This window comes from Acidobacterium sp. S8, assembly GCF_009765985.1.
In the GTDB taxonomy this organism is placed as follows: Bacteria; Acidobacteriota; Terriglobia; order Terriglobales; family Acidobacteriaceae; genus Alloacidobacterium.
This window is the reverse complement of record NZ_LMUM01000004.1, coordinates 83,034-105,310: the sequence shown is the minus strand read 5'-3', so window position 1 is coordinate 105,310 and position 22,277 is coordinate 83,034. Positions and strand designations below refer to the sequence as shown.

Annotated in this window: 19 protein-coding genes; 9 read left to right on the top strand and 10 right to left on the bottom strand. The window is 57.3% G+C overall.

Annotated features, from left to right (window positions below):
* Positions 1-17 precede the first annotated feature (17 nt).
* Positions 18-1,316 (top strand): 3-phosphoshikimate 1-carboxyvinyltransferase, encoded by a 1,299-nt coding sequence (gene aroA / locus GSQ86_RS01145; protein WP_158748118.1) that lies wholly within the window; start codon positions 18-20, stop codon positions 1,314-1,316.
* Between the two features lie 288 nt (positions 1,317-1,604).
* Here the strand turns inward: aroA and GSQ86_RS01140 are convergent, their stop codons facing one another.
* From GSQ86_RS01140 to GSQ86_RS23765, 3 genes are all read right to left on the bottom strand, one after another.
* A complete protein-coding gene (locus GSQ86_RS01140) occupies positions 1,605-2,117 on the bottom strand; it encodes a hypothetical protein (RefSeq protein WP_158748117.1) in 513 nt (170 codons plus the stop codon).
* Positions 2,118-2,222: 105 nt separating this feature from the next.
* Positions 2,223-3,773 (bottom strand): TolC family protein, encoded by a 1,551-nt coding sequence (locus GSQ86_RS01135; protein ID WP_371719947.1) that lies wholly within the window; start codon positions 3,771-3,773, stop codon positions 2,223-2,225.
* Positions 3,774-4,123: 350 nt separating this feature from the next.
* Positions 4,124-4,186, bottom strand: a complete 63-nt coding sequence (locus tag GSQ86_RS23765; RefSeq protein WP_371719945.1) for a hypothetical protein — start codon at positions 4,184-4,186, stop codon at positions 4,124-4,126.
* A gap of 594 nt (positions 4,187-4,780) precedes the next feature.
* Here GSQ86_RS23765 and truA point away from each other — a divergent pair.
* From truA to GSQ86_RS01100, 7 genes are all read left to right on the top strand, one after another.
* Positions 4,781-5,581 (top strand): tRNA pseudouridine(38-40) synthase TruA, encoded by an 801-nt coding sequence (truA, locus tag GSQ86_RS01130; protein WP_158748116.1) that lies wholly within the window; start codon positions 4,781-4,783, stop codon positions 5,579-5,581.
* A 22-nt stretch (positions 5,582-5,603) separates the two neighbouring features.
* A complete protein-coding gene (locus tag GSQ86_RS01125) occupies positions 5,604-6,839 on the top strand; it encodes a M20/M25/M40 family metallo-hydrolase (RefSeq protein ID WP_158748115.1) in 1,236 nt (411 codons plus the stop codon).
* A gap of 43 nt (positions 6,840-6,882) precedes the next feature.
* The gene (locus tag GSQ86_RS01120; RefSeq protein WP_254062056.1) at positions 6,883-8,640 is read left to right on the top strand and encodes an amidohydrolase; all 1,758 of its coding nucleotides are present in this window, start codon (positions 6,883-6,885) and stop codon (positions 8,638-8,640) included.
* A gap of 290 nt (positions 8,641-8,930) precedes the next feature.
* Positions 8,931-10,076, top strand: coding sequence for a glycosyl hydrolase family 18 protein (locus tag GSQ86_RS01115; RefSeq protein WP_158748114.1), 1,146 nt, complete (start codon positions 8,931-8,933; stop codon positions 10,074-10,076).
* A 214-nt stretch (positions 10,077-10,290) separates the two neighbouring features.
* Positions 10,291-11,211 (top strand): DMT family transporter, encoded by a 921-nt coding sequence (locus tag GSQ86_RS01110; protein WP_158748113.1) that lies wholly within the window; start codon positions 10,291-10,293, stop codon positions 11,209-11,211.
* Positions 11,212-11,398: 187 nt separating this feature from the next.
* Complete coding sequence (locus GSQ86_RS01105; RefSeq protein WP_158748112.1) at positions 11,399-13,057, top strand: trypsin-like peptidase domain-containing protein; 1,659 nt, start codon at positions 11,399-11,401, stop codon at positions 13,055-13,057.
* Between the two features lie 139 nt (positions 13,058-13,196).
* Positions 13,197-13,646, top strand: coding sequence for a peptidoglycan-binding protein (locus tag GSQ86_RS01100; RefSeq protein ID WP_158748111.1), 450 nt, complete (start codon positions 13,197-13,199; stop codon positions 13,644-13,646).
* 68 nt (positions 13,647-13,714) lie between these two features.
* On the opposite strand, the gene GSQ86_RS01095 is transcribed toward GSQ86_RS01100, so the two are convergent.
* On the bottom strand, positions 13,715-15,274 hold the full coding sequence (locus tag GSQ86_RS01095; protein WP_254062055.1) for a carboxylesterase/lipase family protein: 1,560 nt from the start codon (positions 15,272-15,274) through the stop codon (positions 13,715-13,717).
* Between the two features lie 187 nt (positions 15,275-15,461).
* On the opposite strand from GSQ86_RS01095, the gene GSQ86_RS01090 reads away from it, so the two are divergent.
* Positions 15,462-16,001, top strand: coding sequence for a DinB family protein (locus GSQ86_RS01090; RefSeq protein WP_158748109.1), 540 nt, complete (start codon positions 15,462-15,464; stop codon positions 15,999-16,001).
* Positions 16,002-16,076: 75 nt separating this feature from the next.
* Here the strand turns inward: GSQ86_RS01090 and lysA are convergent, their stop codons facing one another.
* The 6 genes from lysA to GSQ86_RS01060 all read right to left on the bottom strand — a co-directional run bounded on the left by lysA (position 16,077) and on the right by GSQ86_RS01060 (position 22,269).
* Positions 16,077-17,354, bottom strand: coding sequence for a diaminopimelate decarboxylase (gene lysA, locus GSQ86_RS01085; protein WP_158748108.1), 1,278 nt, complete (start codon positions 17,352-17,354; stop codon positions 16,077-16,079).
* A 71-nt stretch (positions 17,355-17,425) separates the two neighbouring features.
* Positions 17,426-17,911 (bottom strand): hypothetical protein, encoded by a 486-nt coding sequence (locus GSQ86_RS01080; protein ID WP_158748107.1) that lies wholly within the window; start codon positions 17,909-17,911, stop codon positions 17,426-17,428.
* Between the two features lie 50 nt (positions 17,912-17,961).
* On the bottom strand, positions 17,962-18,768 hold the full coding sequence (locus GSQ86_RS01075) for an alpha/beta fold hydrolase (protein WP_158748106.1): 807 nt from the start codon (positions 18,766-18,768) through the stop codon (positions 17,962-17,964).
* Between the two features lie 3 nt (positions 18,769-18,771).
* Positions 18,772-19,107 carry a PspC domain-containing protein gene (locus tag GSQ86_RS01070; protein WP_158748105.1) on the bottom strand — a complete coding sequence of 112 codons (336 nt, stop codon included), beginning with the start codon at positions 19,105-19,107 and terminating at the stop codon, positions 18,772-18,774.
* A gap of 58 nt (positions 19,108-19,165) precedes the next feature.
* Entirely contained in the window at positions 19,166-21,025 is a 1,860-nt protein-coding gene (locus GSQ86_RS01065; protein ID WP_158748104.1) for a DUF1570 domain-containing protein, read from the bottom strand.
* 26 nt (positions 21,026-21,051) lie between these two features.
* Positions 21,052-22,269, bottom strand: a complete 1,218-nt coding sequence (locus GSQ86_RS01060) for a tetratricopeptide repeat protein (RefSeq protein ID WP_158748103.1) — start codon at positions 22,267-22,269, stop codon at positions 21,052-21,054.
* Positions 22,270-22,277 lie beyond the last annotated feature (8 nt).

Sequence of the window (22,277 nt, the reverse complement as noted above, 5' to 3'; positions counted from 1 at the left end):
ATTTACGATAAGAAGAAATGCTTGCCACGAAAACTGAACGCATTGTTAAGCCTGCGCTGAATATCGCCGGAAGTCTCCGCCTGCCGGGGGATAAGAGCATCTCTCACCGCTACGCGCTGTTGAGCGCGCTGGCTTCGGGGACGACGAAGCTGACCAACTTCTCGACCGGAGCCGATTGCGCCAGCAGCCTCGGCTGCTCAGCCGCAGTGGGTGCCACCGTGACGCGCAAGGACGACGGCATCATCGAGATCGTCGGCACCGGCGCTCTGCAAGCGTCGGCTGCCCCGCTTGACTGCGGCAACTCCGGCTCGACGATGCGCATGCTCACCGGCCTGCTTGCCGCCACGCCGCATACTTATACGCTGATCGGCGACGAGTCGCTGAGCCGGCGGCCGATGGAGCGCGTTCGCAAGCCCATCTCGCAGATGGGCGCCGAGATTACGCTCACTGACGGCCATGCACCGCTGACGATTCGCGGCGGCAATCTCAAGGCTATCGACTACACCACGTCTGTTCCCAGCGCGCAGGTGAAGACTGCTGTCCTCTTAGCCGGACTGCAGGCTGAAGGCACGACGGTCGTTCGTGAATCCGTACGCACTCGCGATCACGGCGAGCTGGCACTCCGCGCCTTTGGCGCACAGATCGAGCGCACGACCGATTCGATCAGCATCGCGGGTGGCCAGAATCTGCAGGCCATTGAAGCCGCGGTTCCGGGTGACATTTCCTCCGCGGCCTTCTTTCTTTGCGCGGCTGCTCTCTTTCCCGGATCGAACCTGGTCTTCGATTCGCTTGGGCTGAATCCGACGCGAGCGACGCTGCTCGATGTGCTGACCGCTCTCGGCGCACACATTGGCGTCCTCAACCTTGAGGAAAAGAACGGCGAGCTGGTGGGAACGGTGCAGGTGAATGCTCCGTCCACTGGGCTGACCGGCACGACGATCTCCGGAGCGCTTTCGGCCCAGCTCATTGACGAGCTGCCGGTGCTGGCAGCGATTGCTCCCTATACGCAGAACGGCATACGCATCCGCGATGCCAAAGAGCTGCGGGTGAAGGAATCTGACCGCATCGCGCTGGTCGCTTCAAACCTGCGCGCCATGGGCGCTGAGGTTGAGGAGTTCGAGGATGGCCTCGATGTTCCGGGCGGCCAGACTCTGCATGGGGCTGAGATTAACTCGGGCGGCGACCACCGGATTGCGATGGCCTTTTCGGTGGCGGCGCTTAAGGCCTCGGGCGATACGGTGATAAACGGGGCTGAGTCTGCGGCAATTTCATTTCCGGAATTTTATGAACTGCTGGATCAGGTGGCGGAGCGGTAGTACCCCCCTCCCCCTTACTTTCGCCATTTCGTTTATTTTCAATAGCTTACGGGGGGATCATCCCCCGTTAAGTCATTGATAAGAAAATGGTTAAGGCCGTTCTAGTGTTTTCAAACACTTAGCGAGGGGTCCAAAGGCTGTGGGCATCATTCGCGTATGCCTCTTTCGCCACCTTGAACGCCGGTGCTTCTTTCTAAAAACTACCTATATCCAGAATAGCAAATTCAGCGAAATTATCTGCCAAATTTATTTTGACGTTAAGCCTTCTGGAATCTGCCAATTAGATGCTCATAACCGCTCGCGGGGGCTTGACAAGGCAGAATGGCGGGCGACGAGAGCGATGGGGATACCGACCATAACGACATGGGCAAATATCTCGCTGGCGAAGTTGGCCCAGGAGAAGGTCGGATGAGGATTCTTTGGGACGGCGGAGAGCGGAATGACCACGTAGTACATAAAGCCATACAGACCCAGCCCAAAGATCGTGCCCGCAAGGAAAGGCTGGCGAATGAGGAAAGGCACCTTCAAAGCGAAAAAATAGTAGACGGCGGCTGCTCCGACCGCTATTGAGAAGTGCAGCAGGACGCCGAGAACGACTGCCGGCCAACCCATGCTGATGGCGGCGTGGATGCCGAACAATCCGCTGGCAATGTAGCGGAAGATATTTTGTGCCGGTATGCCGGAGATAAGGCTGTAATAGATGACGGCGTGAGCGCCATCGAGAAGACCGGCAAGAAGGCCACCGCCTGCGATGGTGGCAAGGGGACGAGGGCGTATTACGGTGATAACTGAGGTTGCCATTCCGGCAATTTCTCCGCTCCGAATGATAGAGCGGATTTTCTTATTTGCAGCGGAAAAAGCAAAGGCCCGGCGATCAACCGGGCCTTCTTTGCGTTTTACCGCTGCTTATTGCGGCTGCTGAGGTGCTGTTGGCGGCTGCTCAGGTGCTGTTGGCGGCTGCTCAGGCATCGGCGGTGGATGTGGTGCGTTCTGCGGTTCCGGAACGGGCTGTTGCTGCTGCTGTTGCAGGTTTTGCTGTTGACCCGGGAGATTCACTTCCGGCAGCTTCTTGGCTGGTTCGAGGCCAGGAATCGTGGGCTGCTGGGTGATCGTTCCGGTTGCAGCCTCGGCGAGGCTAATGCCGTAACGGTCAAGTGTGCTGGCGAGAATCTGCGAGAGCTGGGCGCGGTCAATGGCATACTTCGCCGTCGATGAAATCACGGTATTTTCCGCGATCGCGAGAGCGCGCTGCTGTTGCAGCACCAGAGCCGTAGTCGAGGCGCCGAGGTGCAGCTTCTTCAGCTCGGAATCCAAGCTCTGCTGGTCGTAGTCGCGGGTGGCGATTGCCGATTGCACAGAAGCGCGGTCGTTGGTGAGGGCGAACTGCTGATTCACCACGTTCATGCGAGTCTGCACATAAAGCTGCTGCAAACGCATCTGTGCCTGACGGTATTCCAGCTCAGAACGCGCCTGGACCGATTGCGCGAAACGGTTGCGGATGGGAACGCTGATATTGAATCCCACACCCTTGTTCGGACCGCTGCTGTCGAATAAATTCTGGAAAGTGTTGCCGTAGTTGACCGTAGGATATTGTCCTGGCGGGCATGACGTTTCGCCGGTGGCGCCGAAGTTTACGCATCCCGGATTCTGCGAGCCGCCCAACGCAGCAGCTCCATAAAACGCATAGACATCCACGACAGGCAAGAGACCGTTTTTCGCGCCTTTGAGCGTGATCTCGTCGTTCTTGAGCGTAATGATGGACTGCTCAATCGCCGGGCTGTTTGCATTGGCCAGGCGGACCAGATCGTCGGCAGACTGACTTTCTTCCGGCATCTGGACCAGACTTACGCGATCGGTCGGAATGACCGGAGCATTCGCAAGAGTCGGGTCATCGAGACTGCGGGAGATGGCCTGCTTCATGACGAGCTGTTGATATTCCAGGTTGCTCTGCGAAGTGATAAGCGCCTGCTTGTCGGTTTCCACCGCGCTGTTGGCGCTCACGACATCAAGGGGAGCCAGTGTTCCAATTTCCAATTGTTTGCGGTCATCGGAAAGCAGCTGGGAGGATTGTTCAAGGGAGCGCTGCTTGGCCTGAAGATCTTCATAGGCGCTCACCAGGCCCCAGTAGATGTTCTCCACCTGATTGACGGTATAGAGCAGCTGCGAACGGAAGGCCGAATCTGCGATGCGGCGGTCGTTTTTCGCCTGCGCGATAAATCGGCCATTGACTCCCCATCCAAAGCCCTGCAAAAGATGCTGGGTCAGCTGCGCGTTGAAAACCGATTGCAGCTGAGGGCTGTAGGCGGTAAAGGCATTGTTGGTGGTCGTGTAATTGTTGTTGAACGTTACGCTCAGGTCTGTGCCAGTGAGGAATCCCTGGTTGTAGCCGAAGTTGTATTCGTTCTGGTTCTGGTTCAGCGCCGGGGTGCCGGTGAATGCCGGGCTCGATTGCGGCACGGTCGTCCGCTGGAGCTGGATGGTGCCGGTCAGGGTAGGATCGAGTGGTTCCGGTACCGGACCTGTACCGCTCGTGGTCAGCGCCTGACCACCGGCACCTGTTCCTGCGCCGCCCGATGCCGTGCTGGTTCCACCGGGACCACCGCCGCCGGTTACGGTCTGGCCTGAGCCACCCAACGTGTTGGCGACTATGCCGCTGCTCACACCGAGAAGAAGATTAGTTCCGGAGTGGGCGCGCAAAATGTCGGTATCGGCAATGTCCAGGTTGATGCGCTGGATGGCAATGTCGAAGTTGTTCTCAAGAGCCAGCAGGACTGCGTCGCTGAGGCTGAGGTAAATCTTGCCGTTCTTCACCAGATCGGTGAGCCGGACGGAATTGGTGAATCGGGACGCCGGGACTGTTGTTGTCTTATAAGGCTCGATAGGATTCGGCCAATATCCGCGTGGCCTGGAAAAATCGCGACCGGTGGGGCGCATGTAGAGCGGCTGGGTAAAGTTCGGCGCAGGCTCCGGCGGCAATCCCTGCAGAGCAGGATCTACAGGCTGCTGATTTGCCTGGACCGTACCTTGTGCAGGTGCAGGCTGCGCCTGCTGGCCTAAGGCCCAGGTGGGGGCCGTGCTGGCCAGAATCATAGCAATGGCCGTGGTGGCCCGCAGTTTCAAAAAGAACGCGCCTTTCGGCTTCAATACTTCGCGGCGTTCGCTAACAAATTCCATTCGCCTCTCCATCTAAGACTCTTGAGCGATCATTCCAAAGACGCGGCATAGCAGTCTCGAGACAAAGCTCTGCCCGCTCTTTGCGTGCCGGTACTTTTACCGGCGCGCAGGTTCATTTTGTGTAACTTCTTTCAGAGTTACTTTTTCGTCTATACGAGCCCCATCCGGCGTTCGTTCCGTGGATTCGACAGACATCTCCTAGAAAACAGACGCAAAATTCCACCTTGAACAGGAAAAGCTGAGTATATCGCAGCCTTTGGATGTTTTATCCTCGCGCTTGGACGCTCTAAATGATTGAAGAATTTCAACAAGCCGGGAAACAGGGCGAATCGGGCTGGAAATTAGTGCTGACCTACGACGGGACAGACTATTGCGGCTGGCAGGTGCAACCGGGCCGAATCACCGTTCAAGGGACACTAGCAGGGGCTATTGAACGCATTACCGGAGAACGCATGCTGCCGCAGGGCAGCGGACGGACGGATGCCGGGGTTCACGCGCTGGGCCAGGTAGCGAGTTTTGCACTGGCCGCAGCCATACCGGAGGGGAATTTCCTAAGAGCGCTGAATCGTGCGCTTCCTGCTTCGGTTCGAGTATTGGAGGCGGTCAGGGTTCCGCTGGAATTTCACGCCCGGCACAGCGCCGTGGGCAAACGGTATGAGTACCGGATTTTTCGCGGGGAGATCTGCCCGCCGTGGTTATCGCGATACGTGTATGCGCTGAACTGGCCGCTGAATGTGGCGGCGATGCGGGAAGCGGCTGCGGAGGTAATAGGCGAACATGATTTTGTCTCGTTTGCGGCGAACGATCCTGACCTGGCGCAGCGTGGCATGAGTTCGGAAGAGCGGGCTTCGACGGTGAGAACGATTTTTGCTTCTTCATGGGAAGAGGCAGGCGAGCTGCTGGTGTATCGGGTGCATGGCTCGGGATTTCTGCACCACATGGTGCGGAATCTGGTGGGGACTTTTCTGGATGTGGGGCGTGGACATGTGGCCGCCGGATCGATGAAGACGATTATGGAATCGCGGTCGCGGACGGCGGCGGGCGCTACGGCTCCGGCTCGGGGATTGTTTCTGGTTTCGGTGGATTATTAGTGCAAATGCTAGGCTGAATCGTATGGCTGTCACGGGTTTACCTGCATTTTCGGCTACGGCGTTTGCCCGCATCGGGCAGATTGCCGCGTTTCGCCGGGTGCATGAGGCCTTTGGCTGGCTGCATTTGCATGAACAGCAGATTATGGGCTGGCAGCAGGAGCTGGTGGCGGTGGCTGCTCCCCCGTTTGGCGAGAGGCCAAGGGCGGAGTGGCTGAGCGAGAAGTTTCGCGACCTGGGACTTGAAGATGTGCGGCTCGATGGAATTGGCAATGCTATCGGCATCTATCGCGGCGATGGCGAAGCGGAAGATCGCTGCGTATTGCTTTCCGCGCATATCGATACTGTCTTTCCAGCCGAGACACCGATTGTTCCGCAGCTGACCGGCTCGCGGCTGGCAGCTCCCGGCGCATGCGATAACGGAGCGGGTGTGGTGGCGTTGCTGGCGATTGCGGCGGCGATGCGACAGGCGCAGATTCGCCCGGCGCGCGACTTGATCTTTATCGGCAACGTGGGCGAAGAAGGTGAAGGCAACCTGCGGGGCATGCGGCACCTTTACCAGCAGGCTCCGTGGCGCGAGCGCGTGGCCGCGCACGTGGTGCTGGATGGCGCGGGGCATGAAGTTGCGGTGACGCATGCATTGGGAAGCCGACGGTATCTGGTGACTATTACCGGGCCGGGAGGCCATTCGTGGACGGATGCGGCGCGGCCGAATCCGGTGGTGGTGTTGAGCCGGGCAATTGCGCGGCTTGGCGAGTTCACGCTGAGCACGAAGCCTCGCACGACGCTGAATGTGGGGACGATTGAGGGTGGGACTTCCGTGAATGCGATTCCGGAACGAGCTGCGGCACGTTTCGATGCGCGGTCCACGGATGCGGAGCAGTTGATCCGGCTGGAGGTGGAGATTCACCGCGCAGTAGAAGATGCGGTCATCGACGCGAACAGGCAGGCACCGCGAGAGCATGCTCTGCGGTTCACGGTTGAGACGATTGGCGACCGGCCCGCCGGAGCTTTATCGGAACAGGCTGTAGTTTTTGAAAATCTGCGGGCGGTCGACCGGCACCTTGGGATTCGCACGGAACCGCGGATTGCGTCGACGGACGCGAATATTCCGTTATCTCTGGGCGTGCCTGCGCTCTCCATGGGGGCGGGTGGCGATGGTGGCGGAATTCATACGCGCGGCGAGTGGTACGATGCTCGCGGACGCGAGTTGGGGCTGCGGCGGATTCTGCTTCTGTTGCTGGCCTGCTGTACTGCCTGAGTTTTTTCGCGTTATCAAGCTGCAATAGCTTAGACTGCGATTCGTGAGACGAACTCTACTTCTCTTCCCTGCACTGTTGATTTCAGCTGGCTCTGTTTGTGCGACCGCGCAGACGCCGGCTCCTGTCGACGCGATCTATTTCCATGGCAACATTCTTACCGGTGTCGATCTTGAATCGGCGCAGCCACAAAGGGTTTCAGCGATTGCTGTTCGCGGTGGAGTGGTGGTCGCTGCGGGATCGGACGCCGAGGTGGAGAAGCTTCGGGCATCGTCAACCAAGATGGTGGATCTGGGCGGCGCATTCGTGATGCCGGGATTCAACGATGCGCATGCTCATCTGGGCGATGCGGGGCGCATCAAGCTCTCGGTAGATGTAACAGGCACTCAATCGCTGGCAGAGATGCAGGAGCGAGTAAAGGCTGCGGCGAAAACGGCGGCTCCGGGGGCGTGGCTTACCGGCGGCGGCTGGGACCACACGCTGTGGGCTTCGAAGACGCTGCCGACGAGGGCCGATCTTGATGCGGCTACGAATGGCCACCCGGCGTTCCTGGTGCGAGTGGATGGGCATATTGCGATTGCCAATTCGGCTGCGCTTGCTGCGGCCGGAATTACGAAGGCAACGCCTGATCCGCAGGGCGGGAAGATTGATCGCGACTCGAATGGAGAGGCCACGGGGATCATCCGCGAAACGGCGCAGGCACTGGTTGACAAGCATATTCCGCCGCCGACGCCGAAGCTCAGGCGTCGCGGTGTTGAGTTGGCGCTGGCGGATGCTGCGGCGCATGGTGTGACTTCGGTGCAGGACTTCTCGGATCATGAGGATTTTCTTGTCTACGAACAGCTGGAGCGTGAGGGCAAATTGCCTGTCCGCGTCAGCGAATGGATGCCGTTCGATTTGACGGTCAATCAACTGAATCAATATCGCGCTTCGCATCCGGCGGATGATCCGATGCTGCACACGACGATGCTGAAGGGCTTTATGGATGGCTCGCTGGGCTCGCGCACCGCAGCGATGAAAGCTCCTTATAGCGATGACCCGGGAAATTCGGGTATCCCGCGATATGACCAGCAGAAGCTGAACCAGATGGCCGTGGAACGGGCGCAGGGTGGTTTTCAGATGGGATTTCATGCGATAGGCGACCGTGCAGTAAGCATGGCCCTCGATGCTTTTGCCTTTGCACAAGGTGCGGGCCCGTTGCAAGCTACGATGCAGGTCGGACACATGCATGGAGGCAGCGGCGGTCGCAGAGTCGTGCATGCCACGCTCACCGTGCCGCGCAATCGTATTGAGCATTCACAGGTAGTCGACCCGGCGGATTTTGTTCGCTACAAGCAATTGGGTGTAATTGCGTCGATGCAGCCGAATCATTTGCTGACCGATATGAACTGGGCCGAGCAGAGGCTTGGGCCGGAGCGGTCAAAATATGCCTATGCATGGAAGTCGTTTCTCGATGCAGGCGTGCCCTTGGCCTTCGGGACGGATTATCCGGTCGAGCCGATCACTCCTTTTCGTGGCGTGTACGCATCGATTACGCGCATGAATGAAGCGGGAACGCAGAGTTTTCATCCAGAGCAGAAGCTGAATATCTGGCAGACGATTGATGCATACACGCAGGGATCGGCGTATGCAGAATTTGCCGAAAGCAAAAAGGGTAAGCTGGCGAATGGATACTACGCCGATTTTGTTGTGCTCGATCGGGACATTACGGTAGTGGCTCCCGCCGAGATTTTGAAGACGCAGGTGCTGCGGACTGTGGTGGGTGGAAATACTGTTTATGTTTCAGGTATCAAGGTGCGGTAGGTTGCTGGTGTTCTCTGGTCTGTAAATCGAAAAGCCCCAGGTTAGCTTCGCGAACCTGGGGCACCCGGTTTTATCGGATGGACTTTGTAGTCTTATTCTCTATCTTTTGGTTGGATTTTATTCCGGAAAACAAGCGATTGTCTTCGAAGCTTAGAAACTTACTAATTGAAGTTGACAAACATAGTCTGTCTCCGGATACTATGTCGCTGATTCAAAGCCCGTGAATCTTCGTTGAGAAGTGGCACTACTGAACCGACGTATCCAACCCCCACGCGTTTGGAGAACTGACGATGCCCACCTACCCCACTATATGCAAGCTCACATTTTCACGATCATGGCCCGTATGCACAGCGGCGATGATGACTCTCGCTGTTGGAATAAGCGGCTGTAGTACCGGCCGCACCATGCTTTCCACTCCTACAAATTCCGCATCAGCAACAGCACATGTGTCGAGCGGTGCTGTCCCCTCCACTCTTTCTTCCCCATCGACCTCTGCAGGCAGCCCTGCTATCAACGCTGCTGAGGGTGAGGACTCGTTTGACTCATGGCACAGACCCTCTCATAGACCGCTGCTGGTCGGCTATCTGCCTGACTATGACGGGAGCTATGCTGATTTTGCCCAGACGTTGGACTTCACAAAGATGACTCATCTATATCTGGCGTTTGGTTTGCCTCCGTGGTGCAACGGCACATGCACCACGAGCAGCGATATGACTTTTTCGCTCGGCCAGACGGATGCAGATATTAAGACCCTCGTCGATAAGGCACATTCCCATCATGTAAAGGTCGTGCTTTCCATTGGCGGCGGTGGCGGCGATCAACAGATTCTGCAGTTTTATAATGCGGGCCTTTCGAAGCCACTGGTGAAATCGCTCAACAAATACATTCGGGCGCACAATCTCGATGGTGTGGATCTCGATATCGAAGACCCCAATAATATGGGCGAGCCTTATGCCACGTTCGTGAAAGCGCTCGTCAATGAATTCCGCCCACAAGACAAAGTCATCACAGCTGCTGTAGCGGAATACCTGCAGGACTCGATGCCCGACGAAGCGCTTCACCAGTTCGACTTTGTTAATGTGATGAATTACTCGAATTTGTCCGATGCCGAAGAAGCCATGCAGTATTACGCAGAACAGAAGCATGTGCCCAGGGACCGCATGACGCTCGGTGTGCCGTTCTTTGCGCAGAGCGCCGACGGCAACATTGAGGAAACATACAGTACAGTCCTCGCGGCCTATCCCGATGCATGGCAGACCGACGTAGTGAGCGGTGGATCGCTGGACGGCGGGATACCCCTTTACTATGTGGGCGAAGCGACGATGGCGAAGGAGACCAGGCTAGGCAAGCACTATGGCGGCATCATGATATGGGAGCTTTCCCAGGATGGCTATCCTCCCCATTCGCTGCTGAATGTCATTCAGAAAAATCTCTGACCTCAGTCACGGCTAATCGTATGAGATGTATCGGCAGCAGGTTCTCTGTCGATACATCTCGTATTTTTCACAGCGCCTGCTATTCGATCGAAAAAGACCCAGGTTAGCTTCGCGAACCTGGGGCACCCGGTTCTCTCGCCGGACCAGGTACGCCGCTACAACGATTGGCAGATTTGCCCGCAGCTGTTGAATTCTGCTCTGCTACTCTTCCCTCATGTCCCGCTCCCTGCGTGCTCACTTACTGCTCATCAGCGTGGTTTTTATCTGGGGCGCGACCTTTGTCCTGATAAAAGATGCGCTGCGGGATGTTTCCCCGCTGCTCTTCAATTTCATTCGCATGGCGCTGGCATTTTCATGTCTTGCCGTCGTCTACCGTTCGCACTGGAAACACCTGACGAGGCGTGCACTGGTGAGTGGCGCCGTCGTCGGATTCTGCCTGACGATGGGCTATCAGTTTCAGACGGCCGGGTTGCGGCTGACGACTCCTTCGAAATCGGCCTTCATTACAGGATTAGTTGTTGTCTTGGTACCGCTGCTTTCAGCAATTCCTTTTTTGCGGCGCGCGGGAGCGCATGCTCCGCGATGGAATGCATATGCCGGCGCATTGCTGGCATTTGCGGGGATTGTTCTGCTGACTACGCCGGCGCACGCGGGGTTCGATTTCAGCTCAGTGAACCTGGGCGATATTCTTACGCTGGGTTGCGCGCTTGGATTTGGGCTGCATGTTCTGGCGCTGGCGCATACGCTGCCGCGTGTTGATTACAAGCAGCTGGCGATGCTGCAGATCGGCTTTTGCGCGCTCTTCATGGCGATGAGCGGGCCGCTGTTTGAACATCCCTGGATTCACTGGACGCCTCGGGTGGTGATCGCGCTATTGATTGCCGCTCTGCTGGCGACAGCGGCGGCGTTCACGGTGCAGAGCTGGGCACAACAGTTTCTGCCGGCGACCCATACGGCGCTGATCATCGCACTGGAACCGGTGTTTGCGTGGCTTACATCCTTTGTAGTGCTGGGAGAGCGGCTGAGCCTGCGCGCGTCCGCGGGTGCGCTGCTGATTCTCGCCGGAATCGGGTGTACGGAGTTCCTGGCAAATGCCATACAACCCACGGCGCATGAAGCGGTTCCACTTCCATAGACACTGGACGCGGCGAGCGGATGTGACTCGCTGGCCGTTTTCTGCGTCTAACTGCATGAGAAGAGAAAGCAAAACTTGCCCACCCGCTGGGCATCTGCTTCATGTTCCTCGGTATACTGAGATATGGACAGGTGCTGCGCTGGCAGTTCTTTTTTAGCTCCCAACCAAGACATGAGGTTAGACCCGAATGAAATCGCTGCTTGAACGGCTTCGCGTACGTCGTCTTACGACTACTTTTACGATTCTGACGACGCTCTCGGCCGGAATTTTGATTGGCTCCATCGCAGCCCACGGAGTGCGCGGGCAGGAGACAAAGGTAGACAGCTCGGATGCGGCACCGCTGAAGGTTCCCGCCCCACGCGATTTGTCCACGGATTTTACGAAGATTGCCAAAGAAGTGGGTCCGGCGGTCGTGAATATCAACACCGAGACGCTACCCAAGGAACAGCAGCAGGGACGCAAGCGCGGAGGCCAGCGTTTCCGCCAGGCACCACAGAATCCTCCGGATAACGGCCAGGGCGACGACGATGACGACAACCAGGATCAGGGTCAGGGTGGTCAAGGCGGCCAGGGCGGCATGCAGGACTTTTTCAACCGCTTCTTCGGCATGGGACCTGACCAGCAGCCTGATGACCAGGCGCACGAAGCACTCGGCTCCGGCTTTATCGTCGATCCGAAGGGCTACATTGTCACCAATAACCACGTCGTGGACAAAGCTGACCGCATTTATGTAAAGCTGGCCAACGATCCCGATGGCAATGGCCCCGGCCATCCGGCGAAGGTGATCGGCGTAGATAAGGCGACCGATCTTGCAGTGATCAAGATTGACGCAGACCGTCCGCTGCCAACCGTCAAGCTGGGCAATTCTGAAGGAGCGCAGGTAGGAGACTGGGTAGTTGCCATCGGCAGCCCCTTCGGACAGACCGGAACGGTCACAGCCGGCATCGTCTCCGCCAAGAACCGTACCATTGAGCCGGGCGCGCGCGGCCAGTTCCAGCACTTCATCCAGACGGATGCCGCCATTAACCCCGGCAATTCCGGCGGTCCGCTGGTCAACATGGCGGGCGAGGTGGTTGGCGTGAATACGGCGATCTTCACGCAGTCAGCCGGGTACCAGGGCATCGGCTTTGCCATGCCGTCGAACACGGTGGTGGATGTTTATAACGCCATCATCGGACCGGAACATAAGGTGGTCCGCGGCTCCATTGGAATCACATTCCAGCCCTCGATTTCGAGCGCGGTACAACGCGTCTATGGCGTGAAGAATGGCGTTATCGTTCGCGGTGTACAGCCGGGCATGCCTGCCGACAAGGCCGGTCTGAAGCCGGGCGATGTGATCACTACGATCAACGGGCGTCCGGTAAAGGATGGCGACGATCTGGTGGGTGATATCTCGGCACGCAAGCCGGGAAGCACGGTCGAACTGGGCTATCTCCGCGACGGCAAGCAAGCCACGGCCACGGTATCGATTATTGACCGCGCCAAAATGGAAGCGGCGCTCGGCCAGAGTGGCGGCGATGAGGAAGAAAACGCACCGAACAATGGCACGGATGCCTCACAGAGCAGGCTTGGCATCACGGTCACTGACCTGCCGTCGAACGCTCCTCCATCGCTGCACGGTGTGCTGATCCAGGGCGTGAAGCCGGGCTCGTTCGCTGACGAGATCAACATGACGGGCACGGAAGGCATGGTTATCACGTCGGTTAACAAGCAGCAGGTGCATAACAAGGCGGAATACAACACCATCGTCTCCGGCTTGAAATCCGGTTCAGATGTGGTCTTCAACATCGTCGATCCGCAGCATCCAAAGGATGGTGGCACGCTGTTGGGCGGTACGCTGCCGTAAACGGAACCTGTACCAAACTGGTACCCGGCGCCTAGAGAAACAATAGGCGCCGGGGCCGGATTTACTTGCAATTAAAAGAGATCGCCTTTAACCTCACACAAAGGTCGATCTATCTTGTCCCCCATGAGGTTTTCACTGCATGCTTTTTGTTCGAGCCTGCCAGACCGCTCTTTTAACTGCGGCGTTGCTGGTCACCCCTGCATTTGCGGGACGCAGCCATCGCACGCCGACATCCGGCCACAGTAAGAAGAAAACCGTATCTCACAAGGTGCAGGGTCAGCGCGGTATTGATACCGATCGCGCACGTGAGATCCAGACAGCCCTAATCAAACAGAACTACCTTAGCGGCGAGCCCACCGGGCAATGGGACACAGAAACCCAGTCCGCGATGCAGAAATTCCAGTCCGACCACGGCTGGCAAACCAAGCTTACTCCCGACTCTCGCGCTCTTATCAAGCTGGGACTAGGCCCGGATCATTCGGATGCGCTGCCAACTACGGCGGGTAAGAGCCTGGAGGCTCCGAGCCCCAAATCTTCTGCGATAGCAGAAACCAATACGCTGGCCTCCGCACATTCGATTCAGAACTAACCGATCTTCTGCCATACGAGTAAAGGCTGCGCTTGTGCGCAGCCTTTACTGTTTGCGGTCATATCCAACTATTGACCGGCCTTCTGCCACGCCTGCTGCAAAAATTCGTAGCGGGCACGCTGAGTGTCGGGACGAGCCTCGGGAGGGATGGCCAGGTGCATGACCTGCCAGTTGCCCGCCGGGTTATAGGTTGGCCACTTTGGCAATTCGCCGCCGTTCGGATCGCCGGTTTTGGCGAAGTTCGTCCAGTAGGTCTGCATAATCTCCGACATCTTGCGGTCTTCAGGACGGACGACCATGCCCTGCCGCGAATCAAGATTGCCGAAGACATACTCGATATCGTCGGAATGGAAGGTGGTACCAGCGGTGTGGAATTTGTCTCCCGGCGACGGCAGCTCAAAGTGATAGCGGTAGACGGGCTGGCCTCCGGTAGCTACATGCGCGTCAAGCCATTTCCAGGTGGAATAGGCGATGAATCGGGCACCGGCGTAATCTTTGGCGGCGGCAAGGGCTTCGTCGTCAGTGGTGACGCCGTAGGCTGAGACGAATTTGTCGGCCTGGTCGCCAAAATCCTTCTGTGCCGTTTCGTGAAATTCAGCTACGGTGAGCGTTTTCTGCGGAATTCCGCCTTCGTCGGCGTTCCATCCAGCGATTAAAGGAAGATGCGCCTGCTTACCTGCCGCATAGATGGCGGGAACGCTTTCCGGCAGAAAGTATCCGTCGACGTCGGGGCCAAAGCGAACGCGGCTGCCGTCGGCCTGCGGCATAGCCGCTTTTATGATCTGTGCGGAGGTCATGGCGCGCAGGTCAGCGAGCTTAGTTGTGCCGAGACTTTTTCCCACGGCCTCCTGGTCACTCTGCTCGCGTTCTTCACGCGACCCGAAAGGCAACGTCGTGCTGAAAGCTCCGCCACTCTCGCCGATAGCTCGAACGAATAGGCCCTGCGCCAGCGGCGAAGCCATTTGTGCGCTGACCGAGAAGGAACCGGCAGACTCACCGAAGAGGGTCACGTTATTCGGATCGCCGCCGAAATTTTTGATGTTCTGGTGAACCCACCGAAGAGCGGCGGTCTGGTCCATGAGGCCGTAATTGCCGGAGGCATGATGGGGCGATTCGGCGGTCAATTCAGGATGCACGAAGAAGCCGAAGATACCGAGGCGGTAGTTCATGGATACGACGATTACACCTTTGTGGGCGAGATTTTCGCCGTCCTGGCGCGGCTCGGAGGTGGTGCCTCCGGCAAAACCGCCGCCGTAAATCCAGACCATGACCGGGAGCTTTGCCTTCTTGTCTTTGGCCGGCGTCCAGACGTTCAGGGTCAGGCAGTCCTCGCTTATGCCGGGATCGCGAAAGACCATATCGTCATAAACTGGCAGCTGCATGCAGCGCGAGCCGAAGCCTGTGGCCTCTTTCGTGCCATGCCACTTGGCCGCGGGTTGTGGAGGCGTCCAGCGCAGCAGCCCGATGGGCGGCGCGGCATAGGGAATGCCTTTGAAGATGCGTATCAGTCCATCGGTGCTTACAGCGCCCTGCACCTTTCCCTTGTCGGTTTTTACTGTTGGTCCATCCGCAGCGAATAGAGCGGCGCTGGCAGCAGCCAGAGCCACACACACGGCACTTTTGAGCATTACCCGCATTCCTTGGAAATCCTTCCTGTATTTCAATGTTTTTTTGAACTATCTGGTCTGACCACCGGATTGTAGACGAAAAACTACTACTTATCCCAGTACGCAAACGCCTTACCGGAAGACCCGCAGGATTGTTATTTTCGGAGCTACGCTTGCGCAGGATATTTTTCGAGGAGACCTGTTCAAAATGAAATATGCCGTCTGTCTGCTTGCCGCGTTGCTTGCATCCGGTGCTTATGCCCAGAATCAGCCAAGCCCGAAACCTACAACGCTGAAGGGAGTGCTATTGGAACAGCTACGCACGACGCATAACCAGGAGGACTGGTTTGCGCCAGCGAATCTTGCGGTAGAGGGCATCACGCCAGAACAGGCAAGCTGGAAGAGCGGGAAAGACAATCACTCTATCGGACAACTGACGGCGCACCTGATTTTCTGGGACCGGCATTCGCTGGCTCAATTTGAAGACAAGCCCCTACCAAAATTCAGCGGCAATAACGATGAGACTTTCAACAGCTTTGACAGCAAAAGCTGGCCGGAGCTGGTCAAGCAGCTCGATGAAGTGCTCACCGAATGGGAGAAAGCCGTGGAAGCAGCCGATGACCAGAAAATCGCGGCCAACGCTTCCCTGATTGCGCATATCGGCGCGCATAACGCTTATCACGTCGGGCAGATTGTCTACATTCGCAAGGAACAAGGCTCCTGGAATCCGGCGAAGGGCGTGAAGTAATTCCAGAAGAATCTCACTGCATTGTCATTCAGAGCGCGGCGAATAGACAGATCCTTTCTTTGCGGAAGACGCCGGCTACATTTTCTCTGCTGCAAGCAGATCATCTATCGTCTCGCGGCGACGGATGAGACGAGCGCGTTTGCCTTCGACCAGCACTTCTGCCGGTCGCGGACGCGAATTGTAGTTTGAGCTGAGCGAAAGGCCGTAGGCTCCGGTGTCGAGGATGGCGACGAGTTCTCCGGGTTTCAGTTCGGGCAGTTCCCTGTCGCGAGCGAAGAAATCTCCCGTTTCGCAAACCGGTCCCACCACGTCGACGGCTTTTTTGCGAGCACCTTTGCGGCGAACTACGGGAACGATGTCGTGGTAGGCCTGATAGAGCGCCGGACGAATGAGATCGTTCATGGCTGCGTCGGTTACAACGAAAGTCTTCTCGCCGTTTTTCTTTACATAGAGAACGCGTGTGAGCAGCGCACCTGCCTGGGCCACGATGAAGCGGCCCGGTTCGAGCAGCAATTGAAGTCCTTCGATGGGACCGAGCGCCTTCAGCAGAGCGTCAGCATACTGCTGCATCTTTGCTTCGGGTTCGAAAGTGTGATCGCTGTGATATTCGATGCCAAGGCCGCCGCCTACATCTACGGAGTTGATTGGCAGACCATCCTTGCGTAGATCAAGCACAAGTTGCGCCACTCTTTCGGCTGCCGCGCCGAAAGGGTCGGTGCTGCGAATCTGCGAGCCGATGTGCACGCTGACTCCGGCGGGATCGAGATATTTTTGCTTCGCGGCTGTCTTATAAACGGTGCGTGCCTGGCGAATATCGATTCCAAATTTGTGCTCGCGCAGACCTGTAGAAATATATGGGTGCGTTTCGGCGAAAACATCGGGATTGACGCGCAGAGCGATGCGGGCGCGTTTGCGCAGCTTGCTCGTGCGCTCGGCCAGCAGGTCGAGCTCGCCTGCGCTTTCCACGTTGAAGATGAGGATGCCGGAACGAAGGGCGAGATCGATTTCAGCGGCGGTCTTGCCTACTCCGGAAAATACGACGCGCTGCGCAGCCTTGCGGTTGACGCGCAGAATACGCTCCAGCTCGCCGCAGGAGACGATGTCAAAGCCTGCTCCATGTGCGTCGAGCAGCTTAAGAATAGCCAGCGCAGAGTTGGCCTTCACTGAATAGCAGACGAGATGCGGTATGGTCTCAAATGCTTTTTGAAAGAGCTGCAGCCGGGTAAGAATCTGATTGGCGGAATAGACGTACAGGGGCGTGCCGTACTTTTTAGCCAGCGCATCGAGCGCTACGCCATCGCAGGCAAGCGGAGATTGAGTGGCGGGATAGGCGAAGGGGCGTGTCGAAATCAAGCGGCCTCAAAATGAAAAGAAGTATTGCTTCGAGCCTAACTATCTTTCCATTTTGAGTCCAGCTAGCTGTATTACCGCATGGGCGGTGGCGGCATAGGATAAGCGGCGTAGCGCCTGCGGCGGAAGAGCGAGACGATTCCATAAATCAGCAATGCCAGTATGACGAACGGCATCATGATCAGCAGGAAAGGGAAATTCACCCGGCTTCCGTCGATCGAGGCGTGCCCGTCTGTGCGAAGCGGACCACCGAAGACCACGCAGTCGCCGCCGATGTGAGACTGGTCGCGCAGTGATACCTCTCCCAGGAATGAAACAACGTCACCGCTGATTTCGCCGTCGAGATGAATACTGCCGAGAAAGGCTACGGCGTCGCCATTCACCTTGCCCCCGTTGACGCGGATAGAGCAGAGGAAGCATACGGCGTCATCGGCTTCCTCACCGTTGTCGACCACAATGTCGTGCAGGAAGGAAACGCGGTCAGTAGACGCATGCGCACGCGATGCGCAGACCGTTGCCAGCAAAAAGATGAAGCACAGATAGAGCCAACGACGTGACATGGCCACTCCTCAAGGTTTCAGTACGCAGGAGACCCCGTTGAAGTTCCCCGTCAGCCAACGACTGAATCAAAAAAGCGGCGCAGGATCGGGCCAACGGTTTCCGGCTGCTCCCATGGGGCATAATGGCCGGCATCGGGCAGCACATGGAACTCTGCTCCGTATCCTCCATTGCGAATCTGCTCGGTCAGCAGCTTCATATCTTCGACGGTGCTGCCGCTGTCTTCGGCTGCTGCCACTACGCATGTGGGCACGCGGATAGTCCTCGCAGTCGCCACCGAATCAGGACGGGCGGCGAGACCCTGCTGCATGGCGATAACTGCTTCGGGACGCATGGTTTGCATCCACTCCCGCGCCTCGCTCATTTTCTGCGGGAAGCGGCTGCGCGCTGTCGGCCCGATAAGGCTGTTCAACATGATCTCGAAAAAATCTCCGGCGCCGCGCTGGCGGATGATCTCGATCCACTCCTGCCGTTTTGCGCGGTTGGCATCAGCATCACCCTGCGGCCTGCTGCTGCAAAAGGCCAGCGCGCTGATGCGCTGGGGCATGCGCCGCCATAATTCGTAGAGTGTGTAGCCTCCGACAGAGCATCCGGCAAACATGGCTTTGCCGATCTCAAGCTCATTCATCAGGCGCTCAATATCTTCCGCGATTTTTTCTACCGTGATGGGGCCTTCTCCGGCTTCGGATTGGCCATGGCCGCGTAGATCGGGCAGGATGACACGGTAGTGCTGAGCAAGCATCTCGGCTACCGGCAGCCAGAAGGCATGATGCACCGGTGTGGGGTGGAGCAGGATGATCTCCTGCCCCTCACCCACGGTTTCTGCGAAAAGTTTTGTACCGCCGGAGCGATAAAACACAGACTAGCTGCCGTTTGTCTGCGTGTAGGTGGTGACAGGTGGCAACGCAAGCGGTTCTTCCGGCATAACCAGCCAGAAGACGATGTAAGCAATCAGCCCGGCTCCGCTGGAAAAGATGGTCGCCAGCACGGTGATGACACGCACCCAGACCACGTCCCAGTGATAATTGTTTGCCAGTCCCTGGCACACTCCGGCAACCATGCGTCCTTCACGGGGACGGATCAGCCGAGTCTGCACAAATACAGGCGGCTGAGTGGCATAGATCGGTCGCCCACATCCCGAACAGAAACGCGCCTCGTCGCCAAGTGACTTGCCGCAGTTGCTGCAAAATACTGCCATTTGCCTGCTCCTTTTCTTCCCCTTCAGATTCTACGCAATCTTGTTCCGCGCGGTTCCACTATTTCCAGAGTTCGATGGAAACAATTTGACCGTCGGATGTCTTGTCCGCAGTTGCAAAATACTTCACTTCGGCGCGCATGCCGTCCAGATCGCTGCAGGGATGAATCTCGCCTTTTGGAGTGAAGTTGGCCGCCCTGAAATCCAGCTTGAAGTAATTGTTGGTATAGACGCTGACCGGGCTGCTCTGACCCTTTACCTTCAACTCAAACGCGGCGGCTCCGCTGCACTGCACCTCGCGGATGACGCCCTTGGCCGTCAGGGTAGGCCCATGCGGCGTTTCGGTCGGGTGGCGAGGTGCGGCATCTCCCGCCGGGTGGGATAAGGCGACCGCCTGCGTTGCCACCGACGAAGCCGGGGCAGCAGACGACTGCGACTGCGCAGCGGCAGCTTCGTAATCCTGCAGGTTTTTGAGCCGCATCTGTACAGCAGAGGTCTCAGCCGCGGATTTCGCCAGGGGTAGTGCGGCGTTCAGCACATGCTCAGCATTGGAATACTTCTGCTGCTCTTCCAATATCAATGCCGTATTCAGGCGGTAGTTAAAATTCTCGGGCTCAAGTGCGATTGCCTGTAATTCGAGAAGATGAGCATCCTCTAGCTTTTCCTGCCTTGCGGCATAGAAGGTTGCCAGGCTGTCATATGCGGGCGCGAATTGCGGATTGAGCTTGATGGAAGCGCGCAAGCTGGCTTCCACCTGTTCGGGGTGGTCGACTTTTCCCTGCTGAATGGTAATGGCCGCGTAGTAGTAGTGCGCCAAATAGCTCTGCGAATCAAGCTGCACCGCCTGCTCGTATGCGTCGCGGGCCGCCTTCAGATCGCCCCGGCGAAATTGCAGGTAACCCATCGTCTCGTGAGCCGGACCATTCTTCGGATCTTCACTCAAGATGTGTTCCAGGAGGGTCTCGGCATCCTTCGCACGGCCATCGTATGCCAGAAAATCGGCGCGCACCGCATCGGCTGCGTTCGCAGACAAGGGCACGGCGGTGAAGGTGTTTTCATCTACTGATCCTGAGCTATTGTGCATGACGAATTGCTGGTAACTGCCCTGATGGATATATCCGTAGAGTGCGTTTTGAAGCTGCTTCAGATCGCCGAATGCTTTTGCGGCCGCTGTGACCGAATCCTCTCCTCCGCGGACGAGCTCTGAGTAATCCGATAGCCGATGCGTGTGAGCGGTGAAGTCGTTGATCTCCAGATAGTGCGTCAGCGCCCACGATTCGGCGTAAAAGACAGAACCCTTTTGTTCCTGATGATAGTAAGGCGATTCGTGATCGACCTTAAGCAGCACCGGAAGCGGAATGGTGCTGTTCTGACGGAGAAAAAGAATGTCGTCTGCACTGGGCTCGCCCAGCGTCACCTGCTTGTTGCCGATCTCGGTATTCTGAAAAAATTCAGCTAATCCTTCATCGAGCCATATCGGCATCCATGCCTCGGCTTTGCTGTTCAGCAGATGCGTGTACTCGTGATAGACGGTGGAAAAGGGATGCTCGCCTGAGGCGTCGAGCCGAACGAGGATGTAATTCTTGTCGGGACCGCGAAGGAAAAAGCCCGCGAGCTGCAGTTGCCCCTTCGCGAGATAAGCTTCGGGCTCAAGTGTTTGAAAATCTTTTTGATTCTTCACCGCAAGGATAACGATGGGAGCCGGCGGATCGACGACGGCCTTCGGAAACAATGTGTGGAAGACCCACCGCATCTGCTCAAACTGGGAGGCGATATGACGTCCCTGCTTCTCGCCCGCATTGGTTGTCACCACAAAATGCGGCGTCCGTACCTGCACCCAATTTTCTGCCGCCTGCGCCTGACCGACGAACAGCGCAAGGCACAGCATGATCATCCCCGTTCTATTACGCAATGCCGACATCGCCAGTCATCAAGATCATTTTGCGGCTACTTTCCTGTATATGCGGCCTTCGTATACTTGCGCGCCACATCGGCCTGCACTGATTCGCTTCCAGCGTCTATGACAGCCTGATACTGCTGCGTGGCCTTGTCGTGGTCGTGCATCAGATCGTAGACCTCTCCGGCTGCAAGCAGACAGCGGCGTTTCAGTTCAGGGCTGGTGGTAGGCTGCACGGCTCCCTCACGGAAGGCTTCGACCGCATCGGCGTAAAGCCGCTGCCCTCGCAGGCTGTCGCCCAGACCGAAATAAACCAGCTCGAGGTGCGTGGTGACAAAGTAGCCCGGCTTTCTTGCCAGCGCTATTACCTCGCGGTAGGTCGAAATCGCAGTCAGTCCCTGCCCTGCGTCTTTCTGCAGGTTGGCTGCTTCGAGATGGAAGAGAAAGTCGCGGGGATACTGCGTGAGCAGCGATTGTGAGATTTGCAGCGCTTCCTGATATTTTGCTTCCCGCCGAAGAAAGAGCATGAGACAGACACGCGCTTCTACGGATGTGATGACGCCGCGCGCGGCTGCATCGTGCAGCATCTCCAGGCCTGTCGCCTTCGAGCCGTGGATGCCTACAAATCCCATGAGAATCTTGAACGGCAGCGGAAGCGCTCCGATGACGTATTCGTAGTTGCCGACGACCAGCTTGGCATCCACATAATTCGGATCGAGCTTCAGAACCTGAGCATGATCGCTGCGTCCCTGCGTTGCCAGCTTAAGCGCGGGACTGAACGCACGCTCCACCATGGCGAGATAGGTCGCTTCAAGACTCTTCGCCCAGCCACGGGCAAAAAGCGCATTTATATCATTCGAGTTGGCCTTGAGTTGCTGTGTGGCCTGACCGACAGCTTTGTCTGACAGTGCTCTGAGCTGATCGCGCACCTGCGTGTCTTCAATGACGGTATGTCGCCCGGTGAGAAAGCCATCGTTGGCGTAAAACGTGGTGTCGAGCAGATCGAGACGATACAGCTCTTTGAAGAGCATGGTGTACAGCAGATAGTCGGTTGCGATGGGGTCGTTAGGATGCGCGCTCTGCACCTTTTGAAAACCAGCGATCGCCCCGTCGTAATCCATGATGTAGAAGCGGTCAAAAGCTTCACGCACCTGCGGGTCGTGATTCAGTGGATCGGTATCCACGGCAGCAGCAAACGCCCCATGGGGGAAAGAGAATAAAAGCCCGCCCAGCAGGGCGAGGTATGAGAGCGTCCGTCTCCACATCATTCGTCTGT